Here is a 15,827-nt window from a genome sequence, read left to right as displayed (position 1 = left end):
AATATACTGACTGATAAAACTTTTTTATAAGCTTTTTTAAAAGTACAAAAATATAATTTTGTTGACGGCGACATCAAGAGAATTTATGCCCAAAAACAATAACTTTTATATATCTAAAGTAATAATTTGTTGTCACGCACAAAAATAAGGCTTTCCTTGGCTGATTAGTTTTAGTTGGAAAACACGGGTGTTGTTTTTTTGTGAATCAGCAAAAAGCCAGTATTGACACCCATACGCCAGAGATGTTTCCATGCGAGATGAGTATTTTTTGACAGAATAATTTACATAAATAAGATTACAAAAACGATCTTATTTACATTGAATTACAAAAGAAACACTGATTCTTAGTGTTGCAAATTGTTTCTGGAAGAGGTATTCGTCAGGAGGGTGTTGGCTTTAGTATAGGTTTGCCCGTCATGCAGTTGCAATAATGATTAGTTTTGTCGGCGCGACGCTGTGCAACGTTTTATTGATTTACATAATTAGGAAATCACATGTCCAAGAAAAATCTTGTGTTTAGAAAAACGCTAGTCGCGCATGCGCTGACTGTCGCTTTTGGAGTAGGTGTATTGTCTGTTGGTGTTGCACCTAATGCAATAGCGCAATCTAATACTGTAGGTACGGTATTTGGTAAAGTTGTTGCTGGTTCTGCGACATCTGTTGTGTTGAAAAACACAGATACAAACTTAACTCGTACTGTCGCAATCGATGCTACTGGTAAATTCCAAGGTACAGCATTACCTGCGGGTCACTACAAAGCTACATTGATGAAGGACTCCACAGTTCTGGCAAATGCCGAACTGGATGTATTCGCTGGTCAAGGTGTTGAGCCAGATTTTGGCGCTGCTGCAAACGCAGGAGTACAGTCTATTGAGGTTTCTGCTCGTCGTAGTCGTATTGACGTATCTAGCGCAACTAACGGCGCCACATTTACCGCCAAAGAACTCGCAAAATTGCCAGTGGCACGTAACGTAGAAGCAATTGTACAGTTGGCACCCAACACAACACGCGGTGATCCTACTTATGCTGCGGGCGCAAGCTTTGCTGGTGGTGGCGCATCTGAAAATGCATATTACATCAACGGTTTCCCTGTTACTAACCCACTGACACAGCTGGGCGCATCTGAACTTCCATTCGGCGCGATTGCGCAAGCTGACGTTTTGGTTGGTGGCTTTGGTGCGGAATTTGGCCGATCAGTTGGCGGTGTGGTCAATATTACAGGTAAGAGCGGTACAAACAACTGGGAAGTTGGTGCAATGGCATCGATTACACCAAACGCATTGCGCGCTACACCGTTAGACTACTACTACCCAGTCATTGGTGCGTCTAATACTAAGACAACTGACGGCACTTTACGTTTCCGCCGTCAAGACAACTCAACAGAGCAGAAGCAAATTGGCGCCTATGTTGGTGGTCCAATTATTAAGGACAAGCTGTTCATGTTCTTGGCTGCGGAAGCTACGACAACGGATTTTTCTGGCGTATTCAACGGTAGAACGTCCACAACAAATGCTGTTAACGGTTGGCAAGAGCAAAAAACTAAGCTGAATCGTTACTATTCCAAATTTGACTGGAATATTACTGACGATCATCGTTTGGAATTAACCGCTCTAGGTGATCTTCCAAAAGTAGATAACAAATATTATTCATACGACTACACTACTCGCGCAGTTGGCTCAAAAGTTAATTCATCTGACCATCAAGAAAATAACGGCGCAAATGGTGGTGAAGTTCAAATCCTGAAATACACAGGCAATTTGACAGATAATCTGACTCTGACGGCCTCATACGGACAAAGCAAAGCGACACATATTTATTTGCCAGCTGGATATAACGCTAGCGTGTTCCAAGTTACAGCAGATGCGAATAACCAAGTTCCGGGGTTGAACTACGCAAGTCCGCAAGGTTTTTCAGGTAATCTGCCATTTTCAGGTTCTACTGACACCGTCAAAGCATTCCGTCTGGATTTAGAATATAAGTTAGGTCAACATACAATTCGTGGTGGCTTGGATAATAATTCCATGACTTCATTGAATGCTGGTGATGCAGCGGCCGGTGGTGGTAACTGGACTTATTTAAAGTCCACAACACCAAATCTGCCAACATCCGTTGCAGGTGGAACAGTGCCAGCGTTGACACCATATGGTGGCTTGGCCGCTCAAGGTTACTACGTTGAAAAAATCTTAAGCTCTACTGTGTCGAATGCATATGCAGATCAAGCAGCACAGTACATCGAAGACCGTTATCAAATCACAAAAAATGTCTTGTTGACTTTGGGTCTGCGTAATGAACAGTTCTCCAACTCGAATCAAGATAAAGTGAAGTATATCGAAATGAAAAACCAGTTAGCACCGCGTTTCAGTGCTGCTTGGGACGTCAATGGCGATTCTTCTATGAAAGTATTTGGTAGCGCAGGTCGTTACGCTGTTCAAATGCCTACAGTTGTTGCTTTGCGTGGTGCAAATGGTTCCCTGAATACGAACCAATACTTTGCCTACACCGGTACAGATGCAAACGGTACGCCAACTGGTTTGACACAATTGACTAATGTTTTGTCTGCAAACAATGAACTTGGACAAGCTAAAGATCCTAAGACAATTACGGCGACTGGCTTGAAACCAAGTTTCCAGGACGAGATTACATTGGGTTTCGAAAAGGCTTACTCAGCTAATTTGAACTTTGGTGCAAAAGTTACATATCGTACATTGCGTTCAACAATTGATGACTTCTGTGATCAACGTCCGTTTGATAAATGGGCTGCTCGCAACAACGTCGATACATCAAATTGGAATGGCTTCGGTTGTGCATCATTTAATCCTGGTGAGGCTAACGACTTCTTAGTCGATTTTAACGATGCAAACCCAGCAACTGCACGTAAATCATACACCAAGGTCCATTTGTCGGCTGAGGACTTGGGCTTTGAAAAAGCGGAACGTAAATACAAAGCCTTGGATTTGTTTGCCGAACATCCATATCGTAACGGTTGGTATGGTAAGGTCAACTATACGTGGTCACGCAGTACTGGTAACACCGAAGGTCAAACTTTGTCTGATACAAATACTGGACAAGCTGACGTCGCCGCAACGCAGACATGGGATTACCGTGAGTTAATGTTGTACGCAAACGGTTTGTTGCCTAATGATCGTACTCATCAAGTCAAAGCATACGGTTTCTATGACTTAACGCCAGAATGGACAGTCGGCGGTAACTTGTTGTTAGCAGCTGGTCGTCCTCGTTCATGCTTGGGTACTAATCCTACACCAGCAGACTCTCCAAACTACACATCCGCATCACACTACTGCTTCGGTGTAACTGGTGCACAAAACGTTGCTACTCCACGTGGTACCGTTGGTAATTTGGAATGGGATCGTCGTCTGGATATGAACATTGTCTACAAGCCAGCGTTTGTCAAAGGTCTGTCTTTGAAGCTTGACGTATTCAACGTATTTGATGCGCAAACGGTGCAGAAAGTGGTTGAACGTTACAACACTGCAAACGTACGTTATGCAATCTACGAAGGTGTATTGAGCTATTCCGCACCACGTAGCGCAAAACTGACAGCTGAATACAACTACAAGTTCTAATCCTATAGAATTATGTTAGTTGAGCACATCACATTCTTTATATGATGTGCCAGTTAGAAACTTAAAAGCCCCGGACTTCCGGGGCTTTTTTTATAAATATTGGTTTTTCTACGCTTTACAATGTCCGGGTATTATGTGGAGTACGCCGGAGAATCACTTTATTAAGTTGGTAAAAACATTTAAGTTCGTCGTTACTGTATTCACGTTTCTTCTGTATATCGTCGCCGTAATTTACGGCTTTTAGTCACCCGAACTCGAACAACGCACCAAACCTACGCCGTTAATGCAAAACCAAATTAACACCACTTACTTTCGCACATGCACTTGCTTACCAGCCGCATAGGTGCTGACTACCTGGCGGTCATCGCCTAAAAGTGCCAGTGCGAATAACAGCTCTTCCAGTGAATTGCATTGTGAGATGCGACGGGCCATTAGTGGTGTTGCCTGCGGATCGAGTATGATGAAATCAGCTTCCGTATTCGCCGTAAAATTACCAATGGATCCGTCCAGCTGCATGCTGCGTGCGGCGCCTAGTGTCGCCAGATAAAACATCCTTGTAGCGGATAAGTGGTGTCCTCCCATGCGAGCAACTTTATAAGTTTCGTTCATGGTTTGCAGCATGGAGAATGAGGTGCCTCCCCCAACATCCGTTGCTAATGACAAGAGAATTTTTTCTTGCTCTGCAGCTTTAAAGTCAAACAATCCGCTACCCAGAAACAGGTTTGATGTCGGACACAGCGCCACTGCGGAGCGGGTGGCGAACATGCGTGCCCGGTCTTCGTTATCGAGCCAGATGCAATGGCCGTACATCGCACGTTCTCGCATTAAGCCATAGCGATCATAGATGTCGAGGTAGCTACGCGCCTGCGGAAACAGACTTTTCGCCCAAGCACATTCGTCGCGGTTTTCTGCGACATGAGTTTGTATGAACGTGTCCGGATAGGTGCAGGCTAACTCACCGGCAAGTTGCATCTGTGCTTCACTGGAAGTCGGTGCGAAACGCGGTGTGATCGCATATAGTTGGCGACCTTTGTTATGCCATTTTTGGATCAGCGCTTCGCTATCGCGTATGCCGCCTTCTGCTGTATCGCGTAAAAACTCCGGACAATTCCTGTCCATCAATACTTTACCTGCAATCATCCGCAAATTGCGTGATGAGCTTGCTTCAAAAAAAGCATCGACAGATTCAGGATGTACGGTGCAATACACCATTGCCGTCGTAGTGCCGCAACGTAGCAACTCGTTGAGAAAAAATTCTGCTACTTCACCGGCGTGATGACGGTCCTGAAATCGCCGTTCAGCCGGAAACGTATATTGCTCCAGCCAAGGCAACAGTCCGGGTGCAGGCGATCCTATGATGTCGGTTTGAGGATAATGAATATGACTGTCGATGAAGCCGGGCATGATGATCTTGCCGGGAAAATGTTGCACTACGACGTCATCATTCAAGGTCGTTTTTAGGGTTGCGTAATCACCGGCGGCCTGGATCCGTCCGTCACAAATGATCAGCAATCCGTCTTCACACCATTGCGTCGCCTGATCACTCATCAGGGGATCATCAATAAAATGTAGCAGACTGGCGCGATAGGCTTGCGTCTTTGTAGGTAACTGAGAATGCATAATGTGTACTTTGAACCCGCACTGTTCATGCGCCTTTCAGCTCAAAACAGTCTTGAGAGGCGCATGAAACCTGCGGGATTGATATGGAAATTTCTAAAAATACTACGTGAACGCATCGTATTATTGCGTGCCGATAATAAACTTTCAGATACGGACAGGAAAAATTCTAAACAATATAAAGTTATCTTATGCTTTTCCTTCGTCGCGAATGTCCAGGTGCCGCTCGCAACGGCGGGCGTGAAGGACAACGGAATTACACACGAATAGCATTGATCGCCTTTAGTATCGCCTCGCCAGTTGCCGGCGCCTGTAAAGGCGGATTACGTCGATGACCGGCTACACTGGCGATCGCATCACGGATCGCAAAAAACACGGAAAAGGGCAGCAGCAAGGGCGGCTCTCCCGTTGCTTTTGAGCGATGGATACTGTCTGCAATATTGTGCTTGCCGAATAACTTCACACGAAAATCCTCAGGACAGTCCGAGATCGCCGGAATCTTATATGTTGAAGGCGCATGCGTAGTTAGTTTACCTTGGGCATCCCAGCATAATTCCTCTGTCGTTAACCAGCCCATGCCCTGAATAAAAGCACCTTCGACCTGACCAAGATCAATTGCAGGATTCAGCGAGTTTCCTGCGTCGTAGAGCAGATCTGCACGCAGTAATTTCCATTCGCCAGTCAGCGTATCAACGATGACCTCGGATACTGCAGCACCGTAGGCATAATACGAAAAAGGATTGCCCGTCATGGTCTTGCTATCCCAATGCAAATGCGGCGTCGCGTAGAAACCGTCTGACCATAACTGAACACGGGCGAGATACGCTTTTTGTACCAGTTCGGCAAAGCTGAGCTGGTCGCTTCCAGCTAACACCTGTCCGGAAAAAAACTGCACGTCTTCTGCATTGCCACCGAAGAGACTTGAGGCGAAGACAGCCAGTCTGTCCCGGATCTGGCGAGCTGCGTGCTGCGCGGCCTTGCCGTTCAGATCGGCACCTGTCGATGCTGCCGTGGCAGAGGTATTGGCAATTTTACTGGTATCGGTCGCTGTCATTTTTACCTGAGCCAGCGGAATACCGAGTTCATGCGCCACTACCTGTGCGACCTTGGTATGCAGGCCTTGTCCCATTTCGGTGCCACCGTGATTGACCAAGACTGAGCCATCGGTGTACACATGAACCAAAGCGCCAGCCTGATTCAGATGGGTGACATTAAAAGCGATACCAAATTTATGCGGTGTCAGCGCCAGTCCTTTTTTAAGGATCGGGCTGTCCTGATTAAACACCTCAATAGCGGCTCGCCGTTCTTGATAAGCGCTGTTTTGCTCTAGCTCGGCGACGATTTCATGAATCACGTTATCAACGACTTTTTGACCGTAATGCGTCGTGTTGCGACCTTCATTGTCGTTGCGGCCATAAAAATTAAGCTTGCGAATACTTAAGGCATCTTTGCCGAGATTACGTGCAATGTCATCGATCACGTATTCCACCGCGATTGCACCTTGCGGGCCGCCAAATCCGCGAAAAGCCGTGTTCGACTGCGTGTTTGTTTTACCGCAGAGCGCCTTGATTTCGACATCCGATAAATAATACGCATTATCGAAATGGCAGACGGCACGCGTAGCCACCGGCCCTGATAAATCCGCAGAAAACCCAGCGCGCAACACCATTTCGATTCTTGCTGCCAAGATCAAGCCTTGGTCGTCGTAGCCGATCTCGTACTCATAATAAAACTCATGACGTTTGCCTGTCACCATCATGTCGTCGTCACGATCAGCGCGCAATTTGACAGGCACTTGCAAGTGCATTGCACAGAGCGCTGCACTGGCTGCCCACAAGGCGGATTGCGATTCTTTGCCGCCAAAACCACCACCCATGCGCCGACATTCGACTTGTACCTGATGCGAAGGAATCGCTAGCGCATGTGCCACTACGTGTTGCATTTCGCTCGGATGCTGAGTTGAGCAACAGACTTGCATTGCCTTTGCTTCTTTTGGCAAGGCATAGGCGATTTGCCCTTCGAGATAAAACTGCTCTTGACCGCCAACTTGCAACTGACCTTGTAAGCGATGCGGAGCGCTGTGCATCGCTTGCTGCGCATTCCCTCTTTGCAGAGACATCGGGGGCAGTACAAATGACTGTACGGCACGTGCATCCTGTGGCGTCAGAACCGCGGGTAAGTCTTCATAGACCATCACGGCCTTACGTGCTGCGCGCCTCGCCAGATCATGCGTGCTGGCGACAACAACGAAGATCGGCTGTCCCACATAGGCAACGATGCCGTCTGCCAGAATCGGATCGTCATGCAAGATTGGTCCGCAATCGTTCGTACCGGGAAAATCGCTGGCAGTAAATACCGCCACTACGCCCTCAGCCGATTTTACCGGCGTCAGATCGAGGGTAATTATTTTTGCATGTGCTCTTTGTGATAAGCCCAGTGCCGCATGCAATGTTCCGCGCACTTCAGGAATGTCGTCGGTATATGTCGCCGTACCGCAAACATGCAGGATTGCAGATTCATGCGGATGTGCTTGGCCCACTTCTTTCCATTTTGTTGCCAGTGTTGATGTATTCATGTCTGTGAGTGAGTTCATCGATCGACTCCTTCACGGGCGAGATCCGGTGCGGCAAATACATCGAGGGCGGTTTTTGGCAGTGGTGCGTGAGGACGAGTTTCTAGCCAAAATCTGTGTAAGAGATTTTGTGCTGTCGTCATCCGGTATTCGCTAGAGGCGCGCATATCGGACAGCGGTGCGTAATCTTGTGCCAGTGCGGTCATTGCCTTGAGCAGATTTGCTTCATCCCAGAGGTGATTCTCCAGACAGGCTTCTGCCGCAAGGGCTCGTTTCGGTGTTGCCGCCATGCCGCCAAACGCGATGCGTACATTGCTTAAGCGTCCATCTTGCAATTGGGCGGAGAATGCGGCGCACACTGCGGAAATATCCTGGTCAAAACGCTTGGCGAGTTTATATGTGCGGAAAATTTGCTGAGCTGATGGTAAAGGCAATTCGACCGTCGTCACAATCTCATCCGCACGTAAATCTTTCTTTTGGTAGCCAAGATAAAAGTCTTCTAAAGGCAGGCGGCGCTGTCCGGATAAATTGCTTAAGACGATCCGGGCACCAAGAACAATGAGCCAGGGCATGGAGTCACCGATCGGCGATCCGTTGGCAACATTCCCGCCTAATGTTCCGATATGACGGATAGGCAAGGAGGCAAAGCGTTGCCACAGATCGTTTAGCTCAGGATAGTAATTTGTTGCTGCCTGATAGGCCTCGTCAAGCGGGACCGTGGCACCGATACTCAATACATTGTCTTCAACAGATACCAGCTGCAGTTCCGCGACTTCGCCCAGATAAATAATGTCATTCAGATCGCGTAATTGCTTGGTCACCCACAAGCCCACATCGGTCGCGCCCGCCAGCAGCACAGCATCAGGTCTGGTTGCACGTAAGGCGAGCAGGCTTGTCAGCGTCTGCGGTGCATCAAAGCGCTGATCTCGGTGTTGGTATGACAAAGCCTGTTCTCTTTGCAGTCCGCGTAGGGTCTGGCTCAAGGCATCACGGTCAAAGTCTTGTTTTGGCAGCTTAGCCATTTGACGAGCGGCATCGATGATAGGGCGGTAGCCTGTGCAGCGACATAAATTTCCGCTTAAGGCGATATCGATTTTTTTACGATCCAGCGGCATTGTCCTGATATCACTATTTGTTGTGGTATCTGTCGTTCCGGTGCCCACTTCTCTTAAATACAAATCCCACAGAGACATCACAAAGCCGGGCGTACAAAAACCACATTGCGATCCGTGGCAATCTACCATCGCTTGCTGAACCGGATGCAGCGATCCGGTGCTACTTAAATCTTCAACGGTAAAAATAGCTTTGCCATCCAGCGTCGGTAAGAACTGCAGACATGCGTTCACCGATTTCATCTGTAATCGGTCTTGTTTTAATTCACCGATAACGACCGTACAAGCACCGCAATCGCCCTCCGCACAACCTTCTTTGGTGCCTGTGCAATGAAGATCTTCTCGTAAATATTGCAACAAAGTTTGTGTGGGTGCTGTATCACTAACCAGATGTTTTTTGCCGCGAAAATAGAATTGAATTGGGTCCGGCATGCTTACTCCAGCAGTATTTTTTTAGAGTGTTGCTTCGCTGCGAAAATTGGCACAGAATTGCCAAAAAATCTCAGCGCCATTTTGACATGTAAGAGATTATCACTCATGCATTACCTTGCCATATCAGAACGATGATGCACGGTATCAATTGATCTGCATTAGGCCATTGAAAGCAAACAAAATTTTGCAACATCGCTTTATCGAACACGATAGTTCTATTGCTTGGTTTTATAGCAAATCTTTCTGCCAAACGACGCATCTCAAAGCCGTCTTTTTGTCCGTAACTAAAAGTAAATATTTTTTGATTTCACTAATGAATAAAATGATTTTCTCCTGTATTTGAACTACAGAAAATAACTTGCCATACGGAAAAATAGCGTATATTTCTTTACTTCGGATGCGCGATTTACCCATGTGGAGCGTTTTATGCTTACACTAGAGAACAATCATTTGTTTGTTTCAAAAAGTCGCAAAAGCATCACTGGTCGCACTGTATCGCCACTCAATGATTCAATGAAAAAACGTCGTACCCGTTAAGTCAATAAACGGGTAAGCGAAATCGATATTGAATACCTGATGTGGATTTTATTCCTTACTTCACTAAGACTGAATTATGAACTTTGCAAAAATGAAGGTAGGCAAGCGTTTGGGATTGGGTTTCGCTTTAGTGTTAACCCTGCTGATCGTCGTGACTGCACTTGGCATCAGAGGCATGTCACAAATCGAAGACCGGCTGGAGCGCATCGTCAACGTCAATAACGTTGAAACGCGTCTGGTGATTGAGATGCGTGCGATTGTCTATGACCGTATGGTATCGCTGCGTAATCTGACGTTGCTAAATGACGCAGGCGATATGGAGCCAGAGCTGGCCAAGATCAAAGAACAGTCAAAAAAATACACAGAAGCCGAGGCGAAATTAGCATCGATGTTTGCGTCAGAGACGGCGACTTCTGCGGAAGAAAAAGCCTTACTCGCAAAGCTGAAAGAACAAGAAAATGCCTCAGCACCGTTGCCTGCCAAAGCACAGGAATTAGGTCTGGCGAATAATCCTGAGGTCGCAACGATCACCCTGATCAAAAAAATCCGTCCCGTGCAAAAGAAATGGTTAGATGCGCTGGATGAAATGGTGACCTTGAAAGATAAAGTTAATGAGCAAAGTTCAGAGGACGCGAGATCAGCCTTTGGTACAGCGCGTAATCTGATGCTGGTCCTCGGCGGCTTAGCTTTGCTGGCCGGTATTTTTGCTGGTGTTGTGATTACCCGCAGTTTGCTGAAACAGCTCGGTGGGGAACCTGACTACGCTGCACACATTGCAAATCGTATTGCGGCAGGTGATCTGGCAGTGTCAATTGATAGCAATTCAGGTGATGACAGTAGTCTGATCGCGCAGATGAAAACTATGCGCGACAGCCTGGTCAATATCGTTGGTCAGGTCCGTCAGGGTACCGATACGATCGCGACAGCATCCAGCGAAATTGCCAGCGGTAATCTGGATCTGTCTTCCCGTACGGAACAGCAAGCCAGTTCACTGGAAAAAACAACGTCATCAATGAAAGAACTGACGACCACTGTGAAGCAGAACGCAGACAATGCGCGCGAAGCGAATCAGTTAGCCGCTTCTGCGTCCGAAGTTGCTCGTCAGGGTGGTGTTGTGGTTGCGCAGGTCGTCGATACCATGAGTGCAATTAACGAATCCTCCAAAAAGATCGTCGATATCATTAGTGTGATTGACGGTATCGCATTCCAGACAAATATTCTTGCATTAAATGCGGCAGTTGAAGCAGCGCGTGCCGGTGAGCAGGGTCGTGGTTTTGCGGTGGTGGCTGCAGAAGTCCGTAATCTGGCGCAGCGTAGTGCTGCAGCTGCAAAAGAAATTAAAACCCTGATCGGCACCTCGGTAGAAAAAGTCGACATCGGTACCAAACTGGTAGGTCAGGCAGGCGTGACAATTGATCAGGTGGTCTCTAGCGTGAAGCATGTCACAGACATCATTGCCGAAATCAGTGCCGCCAGCCAGGAACAGAGCGTCGGTATTGAACACGTCAACCATGCCATTATTGAAATGGATGGTATGACGCAGCAAAATGCCGCTTTGGTAGAGGAAGCCGCAGCAGCAGCACAAAGCTTGCAGGATCAGGCGGCAGAACTGGCAAAAGTAGTCAGTATTTTTAAACTCAATGCCGCTGAGCATGCGATGGAGAAAGCACCTGCACCAGTGCGTCGTGTTGAAGCTGCCGCATCTGTTAAGCCTAAGCCAAAAGCATCGACTATTAAATCTTTACCTGCTGCCAGAGCAAGCGTCAAAAAAGCTCCGTCAGCATCACCCAAAGCAAGCGCATCCAGTGCTGCTAGTGCCGGTAGCCGTCACAGCGCCCCAAGTGCTGACGAGTGGGAAGAGTTCTAAAACACAAACTGGCAATGCTTTGCTTGCCAGTTTGTGTTTAGCGTAGTTTGTGGCACAATTTTGATCTCAATTTGAAAAAGAAGAGTTAACTTATGAAAGCATGTTTATCTTCCATCGCCAGTGCATTTTTGCTCGCGGCGGCTGCCAGTTCTGCGTTGGCAGCAGAGGTTGCACCTGTGATTGATAATAAGTCCTGCGACCCTCCTAAGTATCCGAAGGCGGCGTTGATGAATGAAGAAACCGGTACGGTGTCTCTGGGTTTCCTGGTTGCTACCGACGGCAAAGTGTCCGAGTCTAAAGTTGAAAAATCGAGTGGTTCCAAGAGTCTTGATAAAGCTGCGCTGACCGCATTAAGCTTGTGCAAATTCAAGCCAGGAACCAAGGACGGTAAGGCGGAACAGCTCTGGACTAAAGTGGATTTTGTCTGGAAACTTGAGTAAGTATTCTGAGTATATTTTGATGTTAAAAAAGGAGCCACCGGCTCCTTTTTTTATACACACGATCTACCGGCATGTCTTTGTTGATATTCGTGAGTCAGCTCAATAGAGGGTAACTGCCCTGGCAGTTACCTGATTTATTTTGCATTCGTATCTGCTTTTAAACCGCGGCGTAGCAATAAAGGTTCGATCTGTGCATCACGGCCACGGAAGTTGCGGAACGATTCCATTGCATCCACGCTGCCACCGCGCGACAGCAGTTGCTGGCGGAACCAGTCGCCGTTTTTGCGACTTAGCCCTCCGTTTTCTTTAAACCAGTCTACCGTGTCGGCATCGAGCACTTCACTCCATAGATACGCGTAATAGCCTGCCGAATAGCCACCGGCAAAAATATGTGAAAAATAGGTACTGCGATAACGTGGTGGTACCGGTGCAAAATCGACACCTGCCTGTTTCAATGCACTTGCCTCAAATGCCAGCGCATCGGCCGGAATTTGCGCCGGTGTAAGTTGATGCCAGCGCTGATCTAACAGGGATGCTGCCAGATATTCCGTGGTGGCGAAGCCCTGATTAAATTTCGCCGTTGCCGACAGCTTGGCTAACAGCTCTGGCGGCATTTCCTGTCCAGTCTGATAGTGATGCGCATAGTTCTTCAGAATCTCTGGCCATACTGCCCACATTTCATTGACTTGCGAAGGGTATTCAACAAAATCCCTAGGCACGCTGGTGCCTGAGAAGCGCGGATAGCGGACGTTCGAGAACATACCGTGTAACGCATGGCCAAATTCATGGAAGGCGGTCCTGACTTCATCGTAAGTCAGCAAGGTTGGCTGACCTGCCGGTGGTTGCGGAATATTCAGATGGTTGGCGACAACCGGGCGTTGCGCAAACAATCCGGATTGCTGCACATAGGCATTCATCCAGGCTCCGCCCCGCTTATTGTCGCGTGCATACATATCTGCCAGAAATAAAGCCAGTGGCTTGCCGTCCGCATCAAATACCTCAAAAACGCGCACCGTCGGGTTATATACCGGCAAGTCTTTGCGCTCTTTGAAGGTGATGCCATATAGCTGTGTCGCAGCAAAGAACACCCCTTTTTGCAGCACATTGTCTAGTTCAAAATACGGACGTAGCTGGCTATCATCAAAACTGTATTGGGCTTTGCGTACTTGTTCGCTATAGAACGACCAGTCCCACGCAGCAAGCTTAAAGCCGCCCTTTTTCGCATCGATCAGTTTCTGCATTTCAGCCGCCTCTTTTTTTGCGTTAGCGACTGCTGCCGGTGCAAGTTCACGCAACATCTTATTCACAGCATCCGTTGTTTTGGCTGTTGCATCTTCTAGCTGATAAGCGGCATGATTGGCATAACCGAGCAGGACAGCGCGTTCGGCGCGCAGTTTGGCCAGATTAATGGCGACTTCACGATTATCAAATTCGCCGCCATGATTGCTGCGCTCCACAGAGGCTTCATGCAGACGCTGACGCAGTGGACGGTTGCTCAGGCGCGCTTCATAAGGCTGGCCGGTGGTGTTCATGAGTGCGATCAGGTATTTGCCAGGCAGGCCGCGGGCTTTGGCGGCTTCTGCCGTGCTAGCGATCTCACTGTCGGATAAGCCTTTCAGCTCTGCCTTGGTATCGACAATCAAGGCAGACGCATTCGTTTCTTTCAATACGTTCTGGCTGAATGTCGTGCCCAGGCTTGCCAATTCGGCGTTTAGTGACTTCAGTTTGATTTTATCTATGTCAGATAATTTGGCACCAGCACGAACAAAGTCGGTGTAATAACGCTCCAGCAAACGGCGTGATTCGGCATCCAGTGCTAGTTGCATGCGCTGGCTATAGATCTCGTTGACGCGCGCAAATAATTTGGCATTCAGATTGATCGCGTCCCGGTGGGCTGCCAGCTTAGGTGCCAGATCGCGGGAGAGCGCTTCAATCGCAGGATTAGTGTTGGCACTCGCCATGTTAAAAAATACGGTAGATACTCTGCCCAACAATTGACCGGAACGCTCCATCGCCACAATCGTGTTCTCGAATGTCGGCTTGGCAGTATTGTCAGCGATAGCATTGATCTCCGCGGCATGCTGGCGCATCCCTTCGGTAAATGCCGGCGCATAATGTGCATCCTGAATCTTGTCGAATGCCGGCATTTCATACGCCAGCGTGCTGGCTGTGTAAAAAGGATTGCTAGCGAAGGCGCTGCGTACCATTGCGCCGTCGATTTTTGCCGGATTGGCTGGCGGAGTATCTGCTGCCAGACTGGTATGGATTGCCAGGCTGGAACAGAGCAACATGAACAGGGATTTGGACATGGAGGTCTTTTCTAAGTTGTGTTGGGGAAAACAGAAAGTCCATCATAGCATCAGGCTGCGTAATGGAAAATGCTGACTGATGCTGTGACATGTCGGACTGCGCTGAGTTCAGACTGTTTCTACAGAATTCATCTACATGGATGATTGACTCAACCCTGCAATCTAAGAAAAAACCAGAATTACCGCGTTGCCAGATAATTTTTCAGGCGATCGACGCCCAAGGCCAGACTGTCGACAGAGCTGGCAAAGCACCAGCGCACATAGCCTTCTCCTTCCGGGCCAAAGGCACTTCCCGGCGCTAAGCCTAGTCCTGCTTCTTTGACCAGGCGCTTGCACAGGTCCAAGGTGTTTTTCTCTCCGTCGACCCGAAAAAACAGATACATCGCTCCCTTAGGCAAAGGCGCCGTGACACCCGGCAAGGCGTTCAGGTTCTGGTATAAAAAATCTCTGGCAGCCTGGTAACGGCTTAGCGTGTGCCGCAGTACATCTTCACCTTGTTCCAACGCGGTAATTCCCGCTTTCTGGATGAAGCCAGGTGCACATGAGGTATTGAATTCAATCAGTTTGCCCAAGTCCTCCATCACGCTGGCCGGTGCGACGATCCAGCCTAACCGCCAGCCCGTCATCAGCCAAGCTTTAGAAAAACTATTGGTCGACACCAGACGATCCTCCGGCGTAGCAATATCCAGGAAAGACGCGGCGCAGTGTGCTTGATGTGGCTGCTCCGCGTACACCAGTCTTTCATATACGTCATCGGACAAAATCCAGATGCCATGCTGGCGACAATGGTCGAGTACGATTTTCTGTTGATGTCGCGGCATAACCCAGCCGGTAGGGTTGTTCGGCGAATTTAACATCAGCATTTTGGTACCGGGTGTTAAGGCGTCCAGTAATTTTTGCAGATCAAGTTCCCAGCTATGACCAAATTCCAAGACGACTTTCACTACCTCGGCACCCAGTATCTTGGGTATCTCGATCAGATTTGGCCACAGTGGTGTTACCGCAACGACACGATCGCCAGGATTTAGCAGGGTCTGTGCCACCAGCATCAAGGCGGATACGCCCGACGAGGTCACCGCGACGCGCTCGGGTGCGATTGTTTGATGCAGGCCCGACAAATAAGCTGCAATGGCAGTGCGTAGTGCGGGGATGCCATAGTTATGGGTATAAAAGGTGTCGCCTGCATCCAGAGCCTGTTTAGCTGCCTCGCGAATGAAGGGTGGTGTCACCTGATCCGGCTCGCCGAACCAGAACGGTAAAACGTCGGTGAGACCGATACCGGCATTGGCGACCTCACGAATTTGTGAGGCACCTAACTGCTGAACGACGGGGCGAGCTTGGGGAAATGTCATGAGCT

The 15,827-nt window shown here is 48.4% G+C and carries 8 protein-coding genes; 3 read left to right on the top strand and 5 right to left on the bottom strand.

Features of this window, described 5'->3' with window-relative positions; all coding sequences use genetic code 11:
- Positions 1-494: 494 nt before the first annotated feature.
- Positions 495-3,584 (top strand): TonB-dependent receptor, encoded by a 3,090-nt coding sequence (locus tag ACO0K3_RS11100; RefSeq protein ID WP_422984549.1) that lies wholly within the window; start codon positions 495-497, stop codon positions 3,582-3,584.
- Between the two features lie 306 nt (positions 3,585-3,890).
- Here the strand turns inward: ACO0K3_RS11100 and guaD are convergent, their stop codons facing one another.
- The 3 genes from guaD to xdhA all read right to left on the bottom strand — a co-directional run bounded on the left by guaD (position 3,891) and on the right by xdhA (position 9,317).
- Positions 3,891-5,204, bottom strand: coding sequence for a guanine deaminase (guaD, locus tag ACO0K3_RS11095; RefSeq protein ID WP_422984547.1), 1,314 nt, complete (start codon positions 5,202-5,204; stop codon positions 3,891-3,893).
- A 253-nt stretch (positions 5,205-5,457) separates the two neighbouring features.
- A complete protein-coding gene (xdhB, locus tag ACO0K3_RS11090; protein WP_422984545.1) occupies positions 5,458-7,794 on the bottom strand; it encodes a xanthine dehydrogenase molybdopterin binding subunit in 2,337 nt (778 codons plus the stop codon).
- Positions 7,791-9,317, bottom strand: coding sequence for a xanthine dehydrogenase small subunit (gene xdhA, locus ACO0K3_RS11085; RefSeq protein ID WP_422984543.1), 1,527 nt, complete (start codon positions 9,315-9,317; stop codon positions 7,791-7,793). Before xdhA ends, xdhB begins: the two co-directional genes overlap by 4 nt.
- A 613-nt stretch (positions 9,318-9,930) precedes the next feature.
- Here xdhA and ACO0K3_RS11080 point away from each other — a divergent pair.
- Both ACO0K3_RS11080 and ACO0K3_RS11075 read left to right on the top strand, forming a co-directional pair.
- Positions 9,931-11,721: a methyl-accepting chemotaxis protein gene (locus ACO0K3_RS11080; protein ID WP_422984541.1), complete on the top strand. Its 1,791-nt coding sequence runs from the start codon at positions 9,931-9,933 to the stop codon at positions 11,719-11,721.
- A 92-nt stretch (positions 11,722-11,813) separates the two neighbouring features.
- A complete protein-coding gene (locus ACO0K3_RS11075) occupies positions 11,814-12,161 on the top strand; it encodes an energy transducer TonB (protein WP_422958996.1) in 348 nt (115 codons plus the stop codon).
- Between the two features lie 134 nt (positions 12,162-12,295).
- Here the strand turns inward: ACO0K3_RS11075 and ACO0K3_RS11070 are convergent, their stop codons facing one another.
- Together ACO0K3_RS11070 and ACO0K3_RS11065 are read right to left on the bottom strand one after the other, a co-directional pair.
- Positions 12,296-14,470, bottom strand: coding sequence for a M3 family metallopeptidase (locus ACO0K3_RS11070; RefSeq protein ID WP_422984539.1), 2,175 nt, complete (start codon positions 14,468-14,470; stop codon positions 12,296-12,298).
- Between the two features lie 179 nt (positions 14,471-14,649).
- A complete protein-coding gene (locus ACO0K3_RS11065) occupies positions 14,650-15,822 on the bottom strand; it encodes a pyridoxal phosphate-dependent aminotransferase (RefSeq protein WP_422984537.1) in 1,173 nt (390 codons plus the stop codon).
- Between the last annotated feature and the right edge of the window lie 5 nt (positions 15,823-15,827).

The sequence above is a fragment of the Undibacterium sp. Rencai35W genome, from assembly GCF_049340185.1.
Taxonomy (GTDB): domain Bacteria; phylum Pseudomonadota; class Gammaproteobacteria; order Burkholderiales; family Burkholderiaceae_D; genus Undibacterium.
The sequence above is the reverse complement of the archived record's forward strand: the minus strand, read 5'-3'. Positions and strand labels throughout refer to the sequence as shown.

Excerpts from the sequence above, each read along its gene's own strand:
- ACO0K3_RS11100 (WP_422984549.1), top strand. The coding sequence starts at position 495 with ATGTCCAAGAAAAATCTTGTGTTTAGAAAAACGCTAGTCGCGCATGCG.
- guaD (WP_422984547.1), bottom strand. The coding sequence starts at position 5,204 with ATGCATTCTCAGTTACCTACAAAGACGCAAGCCTATCGCGCCAGTCTG.
- xdhB (WP_422984545.1), bottom strand. The coding sequence starts at position 7,794 with ATGAACTCACTCACAGACATGAATACATCAACACTGGCAACAAAATGG.
- xdhA (WP_422984543.1), bottom strand. The coding sequence starts at position 9,317 with ATGCCGGACCCAATTCAATTCTATTTTCGCGGCAAAAAACATCTGGTT.
- ACO0K3_RS11080 (WP_422984541.1), top strand. The coding sequence starts at position 9,931 with ATGAACTTTGCAAAAATGAAGGTAGGCAAGCGTTTGGGATTGGGTTTC.
- ACO0K3_RS11075 (WP_422958996.1), top strand. The coding sequence starts at position 11,814 with ATGAAAGCATGTTTATCTTCCATCGCCAGTGCATTTTTGCTCGCGGCG.
- ACO0K3_RS11070 (WP_422984539.1), bottom strand. The coding sequence starts at position 14,470 with ATGTCCAAATCCCTGTTCATGTTGCTCTGTTCCAGCCTGGCAATCCAT.
- ACO0K3_RS11065 (WP_422984537.1), bottom strand. The coding sequence starts at position 15,822 with ATGACATTTCCCCAAGCTCGCCCCGTCGTTCAGCAGTTAGGTGCCTCA.